This window comes from Shewanella sp. CG12_big_fil_rev_8_21_14_0_65_47_15, assembly GCF_002783505.1.
Classification (GTDB): Bacteria; Pseudomonadota; Gammaproteobacteria; order Enterobacterales; family Shewanellaceae; genus Shewanella.
The window spans coordinates 37,474-50,491 of record NZ_PFGL01000014.1 but is presented as its reverse complement, the minus strand read 5'-3'; the positions used below and the strand labels follow the sequence as shown (position 1 = coordinate 50,491).

Genomic DNA, 13,018 nt, shown 5'->3' with positions numbered 1-13,018 from the left:
GACACGGCGCCATTAAGGCGCCCAATTTATTCAATAAAAAAGTGACCACAGAGTCATAGGAGAGCCCAATGGATTTTAATTTCAACGATGACCAACGCCAATTTGCCGATCTGGCGCGCCAATTTGCCGCGGATGAGTTAGCGCCTTTTGCGGCTAAGTGGGATGAAGAACATCATTTCCCCAAAGACGTGATCCAAAAAGCCGGCGAGCTGGGTTTTTGCTCACTCTATTCGCCAGAATCCGAAGGCGGCATGGGCCTATCGCGCCTCGATGCCTCGATTATTTTTGAAGAACTCGCCAAGGGCTGCACCGCGACCACGGCCATGTTGACCATTCACAATATGGCGACTTGGATGGTGACAACTTGGGGGACGCAAACGCTACGTCAGACTTGGTCCGAGGCGTTAACCACTGGGCAGATGTTAGCATCATACTGCTTAACTGAGCCGGGCGCCGGGTCGGACGCCGCATCACTACAAACCAAAGCGGTACGTGATGGCGATGAATATGTGATTTCAGGCTCGAAAATGTTTATCTCGGGCGCGGGCGCAACTGAGCTTTTAGTAGTGATGTGCCGTACGGGCCAAGCTGGACCTAAGGGCATTTCAGCGATTGCGATCCCGGCCGATGCCGCTGGCGTTATCTATGGTAAGGCCGAAGATAAAATGGGCTGGAATGCCCAGCCGACTCGCCAAATCACCTTTGAAAACGTGCGCGTGCCAGTAGCTAATTTGCTCGGTGAAGAAGGCCAAGGTTTTACTTTTGCAATGAAAGGCTTAGATGGCGGTCGTATCAATATCGCCACCTGTTCAGTGGGGACGGCGCAGGCGGCCCTTGAGCGTGCAACTCAATATATGAATGAGCGGCAGCAATTTGGCAAACCCCTAGCGGCATTCCAGGCGCTACAATTTAAGCTTGCCGATATGGCAACTGAGTTAGTGGCAGCCCGCCAGATGGTGCGCCTCGCGGCCTTTAAACTCGATAGCGGCGATCCAGAAGCCACTGCCTATTGCGCTATGGCGAAACGCTTTGCCACCGATGTGGGTTTTCAAGTCTGTGATGCGGCGCTGCAAATCCATGGTGGATATGGTTATATCAGGGAGTACCCGCTGGAACGTCATTTCCGCGATGTGCGCGTACACCAGATTTTAGAAGGCACCAACGAAATTATGCGCTTAATTATCGCCCGTCGTTTGCTCGATGAAAATGCAGGACAAATCCTGTAAGTCAACGTGCAATATGCGTGACTTACCGGTTGGCGATAACAGAAAAGGAGTCTATAAAGATGGAATATTTAGTTGAACGTATCGAAGGCCACACGGCCATTCTGACGATGAATAATCCGCCAGCAAACACTTGGACCGCCGAGAGTTTGCAGGCACTCAAGACTAAAGTGCTTGAGCTGAATGCCAATAAAGAGATTTATGCCTTAGTGCTCACGGGCCAAGGGCAAAAGTTCTTTTCCGCCGGCGCCGATTTAAAGCTGTTTGCCGATGGCGATAAAGGCAATGCCGCGACTATGGCAAAGCATTTTGGTGAAGCCTTTGAAACCTTAAGCCAATTCCGCGGTGTGTCGATTGCCGCGATTAACGGTTATGCCATGGGCGGCGGTTTAGAAGTGGCGCTCGCCTGTGATATTCGCATTGCCGAAATCCAAGCTGTGATGGCTTTGCCCGAAGCGACCGTGGGTTTATTACCCTGTGCGGGCGGCACTCAAAATCTGACCGCCTTAGTTGGTGAAGGTTGGGCTAAGCGGATGATTTTATGCGGTGAGCGTGTCGATGCCACCCAGGCATTGAATCTACGCTTAGTGGAAGAAGTGGTCGAAACCGGCGAAGCCCTCAATGCGGCCATTGCCCTTGCGGCGAAGGTGGCGAACCAAAGCCCAAGCAGCGTCACCGCCTGTAAAACCCTTATCCAAGCGGGCCGTAGTATGCCGCGTATCCAAGCCTTACCAATAGAGCGTGAATTATTTGTCGGGTTATTCGATACCGAAGATCAGGCCGAAGGTGTGAATGCGTTTTTAGGGAAACGTAAAGCCGAGTGGAGAAACCGCTAATGACCCATGCAGTAGATCAGGCCACGACCACCCAAAATGTGGTGTTTCAGACCTTAGCCACCGCTTCTGGCAAGTTGATTGGAGTGGTGACACTCAATGTCGAAAAAGCCCTCAATGCCTTAGATTTAGACATGGTGCGCGCCATGACCGCGCAGCTCAATCTATGGAAGAAAGACCCCCTTATCGCTTGTATCGTTTTAGATGGCAGCGGAGAAAAGGCCTTTTGTGCGGGTGGTGATGTGCGCGCGTTATATCACGCGTCTGTTGCCGCGAAGGGACAAGTGACTGAGGTCGCTAAAGTGTTCTTCGAAGAAGAATATCGCCTCGATTATCTACTGCATACCTATGGCAAACCTGTGCTGGTGTGGGGCGATGGCATAGTGATGGGCGGCGGACTCGGTTTAATGGCGGGTGCCAGCCACAGAGTGGTGACAGAAACTTCGCGCATTGCCATGCCTGAGGTCACTATTGGCTTGTATCCCGATGTGGGCGGCAGTTATTTCCTCAATCGTATGCCGGGCAAGATGGGGTTGTTTTTAGGACTCACTGCCTATCAACTCAATGCCGCCGATGCCTGCTATGTGGGCCTTGCGGATCACTATCTAAATCGCGATGACAAAGAACTGATGTTCGATGCCATGGCCACCTTAGATTGGAGTGATACACCCGCCTTAAACCATCAACGCTTAGATAGCATGATCAACGAGTTATCTAATCAAGTGGATATCCCTAAGGGCGAAAGTGTATTAGCCGAGAGCCAAGACATTATCGACCGACTGATGGCGGGCAGCCTTGAGGATATCGTCTCGCGTATGTCGACGTTAGTGTCGGAGGATGCTTGGTTAATGAAGGCGCGGGATACCTTCCTCGCGGGCAGCCCGATCAGTTGGCACTTAATACATGTTCAAGCGCAGCTTGGTCATAAACTCAGCCTCGCCCAGTGTTTTCAATGGGAATTAACTGTCAGTGTCAATGTGTGTGCCCACGGTGATTTCTGCGAAGGCGTGCGGGCGCTGCTGATCGATAAAGACAGACAACCCCAGTGGCGTTTTAAGGATGTACAAGCGGTGCCTACGGCTGTGCTTGAGCAAATATTGGCTTCTCCCTGGGGCGAGGCGCATCCCTTAAGCCAGTTGAGCTAAGGTACTTAGATATTTAGGCACTTAGATAGTGAGAAACTTGGACATTTAATTGACTGAGTTTACGGCTGAGTTAACGGACTGAGTTAATTCGACCTAGGCTCAGTTAAGCTCGCTTTACTCTGTGGTAATGACAGCATTACCACTACACCCAAAAAGAGAACAGCACACAGGAGTGATGGCATGAGTACAGTAGCATTTATCGGTTTAGGTAATATGGGCGGCCCAATGGCGGCCAACTTGTTAAAAGCGGGCATGACGGTTCGGGTATTCGACTTAGTGCCCGAGGCGATGCAAAGCCTTGCCGACCAAGGTGCATTAGTGTCTACCACCGCCTGCGGCGCCGCGGCGGGTGCGAATGTGGTGATCACTATGTTGCCTGCGGGCAAGCATGTAAAAAGTTTATATTTAGGCAATGGCACAGACAAAGGCCTGCTCGACGTAGTTGCGGGCGATACCTTGCTGATCGATTGCTCGACAATTGATGCCCAAAGCGCGCAATTAGTGGCGGCCGAAGCGGCTAAAAGTGGCATCGAGTTTATGGATGCCCCTGTTTCTGGCGGCACAGCAGGCGCGGCAGCGGGCACCTTGACCTTTATTTGTGGTGGTTCGGATATTGCATTTGAGCGCGCCCAGATTGTGCTCAAGGCGATGGGCGTTAATATCTTCCACGCCGGCGGCCCAGGGGCGGGACAAGTCGCAAAAATCTGCAATAACATGTTGTTATCTGTGCTGATGGTCGGCACTTCTGAAGCCCTGCAAATGGGGATTGATCACGGTCTCGATCCCAAAGTGTTATCCGACATTATGAAGGTCAGCAGTGGTGGTAACTGGACGTTAGAGAAGTACAATCCCTGTCCAGGCGTGATGGAAACTGTGCCGTCTTCTAAGGGCTATCAGGGCGGCTTTATGGTAGATTTGATGGTTAAAGATCTCGGCCTGTCACAGGAAGCCGCATTATTGAGCAATTCCAGCACGCCAATGGGCGCACTCGCCCGCAGCTTGTATGTCAATCATGCAAGACAAGGTAATGGCCGCCGAGATTTTTCCAGTATTTTTGAACAATTTGCACCACTCAAAAAATAAACATTAAAACAAGGGATAACCAGATGGATTTAAAAGATAAGGTGGTCGTCATTACTGGCGGCGCGGGTGGTTTAGGCTTAGCAATGGCGCAAAATTTTGCCCAGGCGGGGGCTAAGTTGGCGCTTATCGACGTGGATCAAGAAAAGCTTGAACGAGCCTGTGCCGATCTCGGTGCCACCACTGAAGTCCAAGGTTATGCGTTAGATATTACCGATGAAGAAGACGTAGTCGCAGGCTTTGCCTATATTCTGGAAGACTTTGGCCAAGTCAACGTGTTGGTTAATAATGCCGGTATTCTGCGCGATGGCATGTTAGTCAAAGCCAAAGACGGCAAAGTGACTGACCGTATGTCATTCGAGCAATTCCAATCGGTGATCAATGTTAACCTCACTGGGACTTTCCTTTGCGGCCGTGAAGCGGCAGCCGCGATGATCGAATCCGGTCAAGCGGGCGTGATAGTGAACATTTCTAGCCTAGCGAAAGCGGGTAATATGGGGCAGTCAAACTACGCGGCCTCTAAGGCGGGCGTTGCGGCCATGTCTGTTGGCTGGGCCAAGGAGCTGGCGCGTTATAATATTCGCAGCGCAGCGGTCGCTCCCGGCGTGATTGCCACCGAGATGACGGCGGCAATGAAACCCGAAGCGCTAGAGCGGCTAGAGAAGTTGGTTCCCGTGGGGCGTCTAGGTCATGCCGATGAAATCGCTTCCACCGTACGCTTTATTATAGAGAACGACTATGTTAATGGTCGCGTGTTCGAAGTGGATGGTGGCATCCGCCTGTAATGGGGATATCCTATTAGTGTTAAGCAAAACCGAGTCTAGGCTCGGTTTTTTCTTTATTGCTAATATATTGCTGTAATTTGTCTGCCGCTGGTGAAATTTGCTTGCTGGAGTTGACATTTGGTTGTTAACCTTCAACAATCGCCATCCACTTTTTTACATAAGTTTACAAACATGTTTAACGACATGATGATGGAGTTAGTTATCTGAATGTCTTGGCAGGAAAAAGCCCTTTGGCTTGAGAAAATCACCAAACGTATGATGCTAATGGTTGGTACCTTAGGTGTATTAGTGATCTACAGTGGTTTCTTTTTCCTCCTATTTACGGGTCGTTCGCTGGCTGTCATTCCGTGGTTTTTCCTCGTGTCGCCTTGGATTTGCATTTATTTTGGTTTGACACAGGTGCAGCAGCTAAAAGTGTTAAATTGGTTTATCCAAAAATTTAAAAAATAGCCTAATGGCGCATTGAGATACCGTTGCGGTTTGTAACATGAGCAAACTTGGGGAAAAAATGGAATTACGACGCTATTTTCCATATCTGTTAAGCGCGGCTTTATTGCTGCTTAGCGGCTGTGAGCGTACGGATACACAGGGCTTATCCGTCAAGGAAAATGGCGATAGAATTGTTGCTCCCTATGGTAGCTGGCAATCGCCCCTTTCGGCTGCAGAGGTCTTTGAAAGGGTCGATGATATTGCCGAGTTACAGAGTGTGGGTGAGGCTATATATTTTTCCGAGTCCAGCGGTAAAGCACAGGGTAAGGTAGGGATTAAACGCCTCGATAAATTTGCCAATGTCACTGAGGTGGTTCTCCCTGAGTTCAATGCCAAATCCGCAGTATATGAATATGGTGGCGCGGCATTCTTAGGCATAGGTCAGAGCCTGTTCGTGACCAAACTGCAGGATCAGCTGTTTTATCGTTTTGCCCCCAATCAACCCCCGCTCCCCTTAACCCCGAATGGCACACGCCATGCCGATTGCATTTCCTATCCTAAGGGGTCACGCATTATCTGTGTGCGTGAGGATCACCGCCAAGGTGGGGAGCCAAAGGCGAGCCTAGTCACTATCAATCTGAACTTTGCGGGTGAGGGGGATACCTTTGTCTCTGGCCATGATTTTATCAGTTCCCCTCGGATTTCCCCCGATAACACTCGGCTTGCCTGGATCTCCTGGGAACATCCTTATATGCCTTGGGATAACAGTGTGTTGTGGCTTGGGGATTTAGATCGTAAGGGGCAGTTGCATCATATCCGCAGAATAAACACCCCTAAAGATTCCTCCGTAACTCAGCCGCTGTTTAGCCCAGATGGTCAGCTTTATGTGGTATCCGATATCAATAATTGGTGGAATATCTACCGCGTCACGCCTGAGGGCTCGCTCGCACCTGTGCTGGCCAAAAGCGCCGAGTTTGCCGTTCCCGATTGGCGTTTAGGGAATCATAATTACGCCTTTGAAAGCGCCAATACCTTGATTGCCAGTTATGTTGAAGGTAATCAGGCGGCGTTGATCCGTATACATTTAGACTCTGGGTTAACCGAGTCGTTAGCGGTGGATTTTGCTGAAATCGCCCAAGTGGTTAAGGGGGAGGACGGTGTCTATTTTGTGGGTGCTAAAGCCACCCCTGAAAAGGGCATTTACCGTGTCGTTGGCCGTGGTACTGAGCTAGTCTACGCCCCAGCGCTGCCAAAACTGGATCCTAACTATGTGTCGCGGGCGAAAAATATCGCCTTCACGACGGGTAAACATCAGCAGGCCTATGGCTATTTTTATGGGCCAGTGAACCCTAATTATATTGCACCAAACGATACGCGCCCGCCGTTAATTGTGATGTTGCACGGCGGCCCGACGGCAAGGGCGAGCCTCGCCTATCGCAGTGATATTCAATTTTGGACCAGCCGCGGCTTTGCGGTGCTCGATTTAAATTTCCGTGGCAGCAGTGGTTTTGGTCGCGCTTACCGCCAGAGTCTCTATGGCAACTGGGGGCAGAGTGATGTGGAAGATGCGATCAACGCGGCCAAGTATTTAGTGGCTAAAGGTTGGGTAGACGGCAGCAAACTGGCGATCCGTGGGATCAGTGCGGGTGGCTTGACTGTGATGTCATCCTTGGCTTTTTACGATGTCTTCCAAGCTGGGGTGAGCTATGAGGGGATCAGCGATTTTGAACAACTCGCCAAAGGCACCCATAAGTTTGAAACGGGTTATCTAGACCAACTAATTGGTCCCTATGCTGAAAATAAAGCCCGCTACCGTGAGCTATCGCCTTTTTACCATCTAGAGGGACTCAATGAACCTTTACTGATCTTTCAAGGGCTAAGAAATAAGATAGTACCAGCGCAGCAATCCCGGCAAATATATGAGGCGCTTAAGGCAAAGGGTGTACCTACGGCCTATGTAGGCTATGAGGATGAGCCCGATGAGGGCAGAAAACCAGAGCATAAGGCGGCGGGGTTAGAAACTGAGTTGGCTTTCTATGGCAAAGTATTTGAATTTACCCCTGCGGGTAAGCTACCAAAACTTGTGCTGGATAATGCATCTGCACTGCGGCGCAGATAAAGTCCTCTAGGCTAAAGCCGAGATCGCGGCATTGGTGTACAAATTTAAGGGATTCAATATCCTGCTGGCGATAGACGCGATATCCCGCTTCATTTCGACCGCCACAGACTAAACCAATATCGTGATAATAACGGATACTCTTAACGCTTAAGCCCGTCTGTTTCGCCACTTCACCTATCTTCATCTTGACCTCGGTTATTTACACCTATAATGCTAAGGTGAGTCGCCGATAAATTCATCCTTGACTCTCCCATAGTGGGAGACTCTATCTTAATCCTATCGTGTTTAAGTTCAACCAAGGAATATCCCATGTCTCAGATAAGACTCTATGTCGCCAATATGAATTGTGCCGGTTGTGTTGCCAAAATTGAAAAGGCTTTTGCTGCCCAGCAGGGTATCGAAGCTAGGGTCAATCTCGCCGATAAGCAAGTGACAGTGAACGGTGAAATGAGCACAGATACCGCATTGGAGCTGATGGCAAATGCGGGCTATCCGGCACAGGTGATCATCGATGCTAAGGCGGCAGCAGAGGAAAAGCGGCTAGAGGATGCGGCCGAATATCGCCTGCGGATGCGCCAAGCGCTAGCCGCGCTCGTTGTGGGCGTGCCTATGATGCTCTGGGGATTACTGGGTGGTGAGATGATGATCAACAGCCCCAGTATGCAGTTAGGTTGGGGCATTATGGGGTTGGTGACCCTTGTTTTACTGATCGCCACGGGCAAACATTTCTATCAAGGTATGTGGCGCGCGCTTAAGGCTAAAACCACCAATATGGATACCTTGATCGTGCTGGGTACGACTACGGCTTGGGCCTATTCCATGTTGGTGGTTTTGATCCCAACGGCATTTCCTATGGATACCCGCCATGTGTATTTTGAGGCGAGTGTGATGATCTTAGGCTTAATTAACCTAGGCCATGCCCTCGAGCTTAAGGCGCGGGGGAAAACCAGTGAAGCGGTGCAACGTCTGCTCGGCCTGCAATCTTCTACCGCTATTCGCATCGGGGAGAAGGGCGATGAAGAGGTTGAAATTAGCTTGCTAAAACTTGGGGATAAACTGCGTTTACGCCCAGGAGACAGAGTCGCTTTAGATGGTGTGGTGGAGTCGGGCCAATCACTGCTGGATGAAGCCATGCTCACGGGTGAACCTATTCCCGTATCTAAAAATATCGGCGATAGCCTCAGTGCCGGCACAGTCAACGGCAATGGCAGCTTAGTGTATCGAGTGACCGCTGGGCTTAAGGATACGCGGCTTGCCAAAATTATCGCCTTAGTACAGGAGGCGCAAACCTCTAAAATGCCCATTGGCCGGCTGGCGGATAAGATCTCGGCGGTGTTTGTGCCGAGTGTGGTGGTTATTGCGCTACTGGCGGCTTTGATCTGGTTCTTTGTTGGCCCCGCTCCCGCCCTAAGCCATGCGCTCGTGGTGCTGACCAGTGTGCTGATTATTGCTTGCCCCTGCGCCCTAGGGCTAGCAACGCCCATGTCAATTATGGTGGCCGTGGGCCGCGCCGCACAGATGGGCGTACTGGTCAAAAATGGCGAAGCCCTACAGAGTGCCAGCAAAGTCGATTGTGTTGTGCTCGATAAAACCGGCACAGTGACCTTAGGTAAACCCCAAGTGACGGATGTGAATTGGTCATCTGTCATTGCTGAAGAGGAGCAATTATCCCTACTCGGTGCGATTGCGAGCCTAGAGCAGCATTCCGAACATCCACTGGCGAGTGCGATAGTCCACTATGCCAAGCAATCCATAAGCCTATTGCCAGAGACGCAAGTCTTCACTAACCACCAAGGCAAAGGGATTGAGGGGCAAGTAGAAGGCGCGGCGCTGCTGGTGGGCAACCTCGCCCTGATGCAAGCCTTTAATGTGGCCGAACAGCATGGCTCTGGATTAGAGATTGAGGCGAGCTCACACTTTGCCAAACAAGGTAAAACGCCTATATATGTGGCCAAGGCGGGCAAGTTAGTGGCCACTATCGCCCTTGCCGATCCTATTAAACCCGATGCAAAAAGTGCGATCCAGGCTATGCAGCAACAGGGGATCCGTGTGGTGTTATTGACGGGGGATAATCCGTTAACGGCGCAGGCTGTTGCCGATAGCGTCGGTATTAGCGAAGTGATAGCCGGCGTATTACCCGAGCAAAAGCAGCAACATATTAAAGCATTGCAGCAACAGGGGCATATTGTTGCCATGGTGGGGGATGGCATTAACGATGCGCCCGCCTTGATGAGTGCCGATGTGGGTATTGCCATGGGATCGGGCACTGAGGTGGCGATCGAGAGTGCCGATATGACACTGCTCTCCCATCAGCTGATAGTGATTGCTAACTTATTGGCCCTGTCGCGGGCGACCATCACCAATATTAAGCAGAATCTGTTCGGTGCCTTTGTGTATAACAGTTTAGGTATTCCGGTGGCGGCGGGCGTGCTTTATCCCTTAACGGGCATGCTGTTAAGCCCTGTGATTGCCGGAGCGGCCATGGCCTTATCGTCGCTTACCGTGGTAACCAACGCCAATCGTTTAAGGAAACAGCAGCTGTAGCCTCTGCCTTGACGCCGATCCGATTTGGATTTCGCCGCCAGGACAAGGCGTTGCAGGGGAGAAGGATGAGGCCTTTTTAGTTGATAATTTAGCCCAAACTGCTATAGTGCCACGTTTATTTTTACCCCCTCAGGCTAGTGGAAATTGGTTTATGCTTATTTGCACTGCCAATAGTCTGGCCAACATTACTCGATTTGGAAGTTCATTTTGATCACAACAGCGAATATCACCATGCAGTTTGGCTCTAAGCCACTGTTTGAAAACATCTCAGTTAAATTTGGCGGCGGTAACCGTTACGGTCTTATCGGTGCAAATGGCTGCGGTAAATCAACCTTCATGAAGATCCTTTGCGGTGATCTAGAGCCAAGCAGCGGTAACGTATCTTTAGACGTCAACGAGCGTCTGGGTAAACTAAGCCAGAACCAATTCGGTTATGAGGAATACACCCTGATCGACACAGTGATCATGGGTCACCGTGAGCTGTGGAAGGTTAAGCAAGAGCGTGACCGTATTTATTCTCTGCCCGAAATGAGCGAAGAAGACGGCATTGCCGTGGCAAACCTTGAAATGGAATTTGCCGAGATGGACGGTTACACCGCCGAATCTCGTGCCGGTGAACTCCTGCTCGGTGTCGGTATTGGCATTGAGACCCACTTTGGTTTGATGTCTGAAATCGCCCCAGGTTTAAAACTGCGGGTACTGTTAGCCCAGGCATTGTTCTCCGATCCCGATGTACTGCTGCTCGACGAACCAACCAACAACTTGGACATCGACACCATCCGCTGGTTACAGGACGTACTGAACCAACGCGACAGCACCATGATCATTATTTCCCACGACCGTTACTTCCTAAACTCGGTCTGTACCCATATGGCGGACTTAGACTACGGTGAGCTGCGCGTTTACCCTGGTAACTACGACGAATATATGCAAGCGGCCACCCAGGCACGCGAACGTTTAATTGCGGATAATGCCAAGAAAAAGGCGCAAATTTCTGAGCTGCAAACCTTCGTTGCACGTTTCTCCGCCAACGCTTCTAAGGCAAAACAAGCGACTTCACGCGCCCGTCAAATCGACAAAATTAAGCTAGATGAAGTCAAAGCCTCTAGCCGCGTGAACCCCTTTATTCGTTTCGAACAGGAAAAGAAACTGTTCCGTAATGCCTTAGTGGTTGAAAATTTAACCAAAGGTTATGACACTCCGCTATTTAAAGATTTAAATCTGATTGTGGAAGTGGGTGAGCGTATCGCCATCCTCGGTGAGAACGGCGTGGGTAAAACGACCCTGCTGCGTACCTTAATCCATGATATCCCACAGGATGAAGGTCATATTCAATGGTCTGAAAACGCCAACATTGGCTACTACGCCCAGGATCACGAGTCTGATTTCGCGAACGACATGACTTTATTCGAATGGATGAGCCAGTGGCGCAAACCCGAAGATGACGATCAGTCTGTCCGTGGCATTTTAGGCCGGATGTTATTTGGCGCCGACGACATTAAAAAGTCGGTTAAAGTGTTGTCGGGTGGTGAGAAGGGGCGGATGTTATTTGGCAAGCTTATCATGCAAAAAGCCAATATTTTGATGCTCGACGAACCGACTAACCATATGGATATGGAATCTATCGAGTCATTAAACAACGCCTTAGAAAAATACGAAGGCACTTTACTCTTTGTGAGCCATGACCGCGCATTCGTATCGTCACTGGCAAACCGTATCCTTGAAATCACCCCCAAGGGTGTGAATGATTTCAGGGGCACCTACGATGAATTCCTCGCCAGCAAGGGTATCGAAGGCTAATTTTTTGCCTTAAGTGTACTAAAAAAACGCCGCTTATTGAGCGGCGTTTTTGTTTCTGGCGTTTGTCTTTGCGAATAGATAACGGCTATAGCGCCTTATCCGTTGGCTTTTGCTCTACCTAAATCACGCCGACGGTAGCAAAACCTCTGGCTTAGCCAACCCTGAGTTATGCCTGCCAGTATAATAAGTCCCATACCACTGAGCTGCTGCGCCGTTAAGGCCTCATTAAATAGCCACCATGCCAGCGTCACTACTACGACAGGTTCCACATAGGAGAGTGTGCCATAGGTGACCGAGGGCAGTTGGCTTAGGGCTTTTACCGCAAATAAAATCGCTAAAAACCCCGGAAAGAAGCCAATCGCAAGCAGCCAAGCAAATTGATTCAGACTCGGCACTAAGGGCGTGGTTAACACTAAGGGCAGTAAGCAGAGGGCGCCGACACTGAGCTGGACTAAGGTGCTTTGATAGGGCGAAGCGGCACTGGGTTTTCGATTGATTAAGATAAAGCCGCTATAGGTAATTAGCGCGAGCAGCGCATAACAATATCCCACTATTTCAGAGTCATATAGCGATTGGCTCGATGTGACGGGCAGCATTAATATAAAGCCCGCTAAGGCGAGTACCACGCTTGCCATACTGAATCGGTTGAGTCTTTCATTAAACACAAAGTGCGCAAATACCGAAGACACCACAGGCGCGAGGTAGATAATCATAATCACGGTCGCCATTTGAGTGTATTGAATGGCCTCGATATAAAAAGCCATAAATCCCGCGAGCATAGCGCCATTAATCAAGGTTCGTTTGCTGGGCCTATGGCGGATCTCCTGCCGCTTGCCGTTAAACACCATGTAAGCGGTTAAAAACAAGGCGCCAAAGAGTAAACGATAAAAGGTAATGTGTTCGGCGGGCAGGGCTGCAAAGCGGGCGAATATGCCAATAGTGCCCATTAAAGTGGCAGCCAATAGGGCAAAGATTAAGGCCAAAGCGGGGGGCGGATTCATGTGTCACCTTATAGCGTGCGATTGCGTACCGTGGAAGGACTCCAAGGGGTAAGGACGCT

Annotated in this window: 10 protein-coding genes and 1 pseudogene; 9 read left to right on the top strand and 2 right to left on the bottom strand. The window is 50.3% G+C overall.

The genetic code is table 11. The features are described from left to right. Nucleotides 1-68: 68 nt before the first annotated feature. From COW15_RS03830 to COW15_RS03800, 7 genes are all read left to right on the top strand, one after another. Complete coding sequence (locus COW15_RS03830) at nt 69-1,226, top strand: acyl-CoA dehydrogenase family protein (RefSeq protein ID WP_293630171.1); 1,158 nt, start codon at nt 69-71, stop codon at nt 1,224-1,226. A 59-nt stretch (nt 1,227-1,285) separates the two neighbouring features. Further along, nucleotides 1,286-2,059, top strand: a complete 774-nt coding sequence (locus COW15_RS03825) for an enoyl-CoA hydratase (RefSeq protein ID WP_293630169.1) — start codon at nt 1,286-1,288, stop codon at nt 2,057-2,059. Beyond that, complete coding sequence (locus COW15_RS03820; RefSeq protein WP_293630168.1) at nt 2,059-3,201, top strand: enoyl-CoA hydratase/isomerase family protein; 1,143 nt, start codon at nt 2,059-2,061, stop codon at nt 3,199-3,201. The genes COW15_RS03825 and COW15_RS03820 overlap by 1 nt, the downstream gene beginning before the upstream one ends. A gap of 180 nt (nt 3,202-3,381) precedes the next feature. Continuing rightward, nucleotides 3,382-4,284, top strand: a complete 903-nt coding sequence (gene mmsB, locus COW15_RS03815; protein WP_293630167.1) for a 3-hydroxyisobutyrate dehydrogenase — start codon at nt 3,382-3,384, stop codon at nt 4,282-4,284. A gap of 23 nt (nt 4,285-4,307) precedes the next feature. Beyond that, nucleotides 4,308-5,066, top strand: a complete 759-nt coding sequence (locus COW15_RS03810; protein ID WP_293630166.1) for an SDR family oxidoreductase — start codon at nt 4,308-4,310, stop codon at nt 5,064-5,066. A 207-nt stretch (nt 5,067-5,273) separates the two neighbouring features. After that, nucleotides 5,274-5,516, top strand: a complete 243-nt coding sequence (locus COW15_RS03805) for a hypothetical protein (RefSeq protein WP_293630165.1) — start codon at nt 5,274-5,276, stop codon at nt 5,514-5,516. A 58-nt stretch (nt 5,517-5,574) separates the two neighbouring features. Further along, nucleotides 5,575-7,614: a prolyl oligopeptidase family serine peptidase gene (locus COW15_RS03800; protein ID WP_293630164.1), complete on the top strand. Its 2,040-nt coding sequence runs from the start codon at nt 5,575-5,577 to the stop codon at nt 7,612-7,614. Between the two features lies 1 nt (nt 7,615). Here COW15_RS03800 and COW15_RS03795 read toward each other — a convergent pair. Beyond that, nucleotides 7,616-7,798: pseudogene (locus COW15_RS03795) on the bottom strand (MerR family transcriptional regulator); the annotation flags it as partial. Nucleotides 7,799-7,923: 125 nt separating this feature from the next. Between COW15_RS03795 and COW15_RS03790 the strand changes: the two are divergent. Continuing rightward, a complete protein-coding gene (locus COW15_RS03790; protein WP_293630162.1) occupies nt 7,924-10,158 on the top strand; it encodes a heavy metal translocating P-type ATPase in 2,235 nt (744 codons plus the stop codon). Between the two features lie 207 nt (nt 10,159-10,365). Next, entirely contained in the window at nt 10,366-11,958 is a 1,593-nt protein-coding gene (locus tag COW15_RS03785) for an ABC-F family ATPase (protein WP_293630160.1), read from the top strand. A 95-nt stretch (nt 11,959-12,053) separates the two neighbouring features. Here the strand turns inward: COW15_RS03785 and COW15_RS03780 are convergent, their stop codons facing one another. Next, nucleotides 12,054-12,959 (bottom strand): DMT family transporter, encoded by a 906-nt coding sequence (locus tag COW15_RS03780; RefSeq protein ID WP_293630159.1) that lies wholly within the window; start codon nt 12,957-12,959, stop codon nt 12,054-12,056. Between the last annotated feature and the right edge of the window lie 59 nt (nt 12,960-13,018).

What these genes read in the sequence shown, in the direction of transcription:
- COW15_RS03830 (WP_293630171.1), top strand. Translation starts at nt 69, where the DNA reads ATGGATTTTAATTTCAACGATGACCAACGCCAATTTGCCGATCTGGCG.
- COW15_RS03825 (WP_293630169.1), top strand. Translation starts at nt 1,286, where the DNA reads ATGGAATATTTAGTTGAACGTATCGAAGGCCACACGGCCATTCTGACG.
- COW15_RS03820 (WP_293630168.1), top strand. Translation starts at nt 2,059, where the DNA reads ATGACCCATGCAGTAGATCAGGCCACGACCACCCAAAATGTGGTGTTT.
- mmsB (WP_293630167.1), top strand. Translation starts at nt 3,382, where the DNA reads ATGAGTACAGTAGCATTTATCGGTTTAGGTAATATGGGCGGCCCAATG.
- COW15_RS03810 (WP_293630166.1), top strand. Translation starts at nt 4,308, where the DNA reads ATGGATTTAAAAGATAAGGTGGTCGTCATTACTGGCGGCGCGGGTGGT.
- COW15_RS03805 (WP_293630165.1), top strand. Translation starts at nt 5,274, where the DNA reads ATGTCTTGGCAGGAAAAAGCCCTTTGGCTTGAGAAAATCACCAAACGT.
- COW15_RS03800 (WP_293630164.1), top strand. Translation starts at nt 5,575, where the DNA reads ATGGAATTACGACGCTATTTTCCATATCTGTTAAGCGCGGCTTTATTG.
- COW15_RS03790 (WP_293630162.1), top strand. Translation starts at nt 7,924, where the DNA reads ATGTCTCAGATAAGACTCTATGTCGCCAATATGAATTGTGCCGGTTGT.
- COW15_RS03780 (WP_293630159.1), bottom strand. Translation starts at nt 12,959, where the DNA reads ATGAATCCGCCCCCCGCTTTGGCCTTAATCTTTGCCCTATTGGCTGCC.